This is a genomic window from Dolichospermum circinale AWQC131C, assembly GCF_000426905.1.
GTDB classification, from domain to species: Bacteria; Cyanobacteriota; Cyanobacteriia; order Cyanobacteriales; family Nostocaceae; genus Dolichospermum; species Dolichospermum circinale.
Map to the genome: position 1 here is coordinate 5,601 of NZ_KE384651.1, position 321 is coordinate 5,921.

General features: G+C 47.7%; 1 protein-coding gene. It reads left to right on the forward strand.

What is annotated here, in order from left to right; genetic code table 11:
- The coding region (locus ACIR131C_RS26955; RefSeq protein ID WP_231395505.1) for a Rieske 2Fe-2S domain-containing protein at positions 1-321 on the forward strand (321 nt) is incomplete at both ends.

A 321-nucleotide genomic window follows, 5' to 3' on the forward strand; every position in this document is an offset into this window, starting at 1 on the left:
TTACTATGGCGCAGTGATGAACCTAATTCACCCATACAGGTATGGCAAGACTACTGCCCCCACCGAGGTGTGGCTCTGTCTATGGGAGAAATAGCGAATCATACTTTGGTTTGTGCGTATCACGGATGGAGATACAATGAAGCAGGTAAATGCGTACAGATCCCGGCTCACCCTGACATGATACCTCCAGCAAATGCACAAGCCAAGACCTATCATTGCCAGGAACGCTACGGCTTAGTGTGGGTCTGTTTAGGGAATCCTGTGAATGATATACCTGAGTTCCCCGAATGGGACGATCCGAATTATCACAAGACTTATACT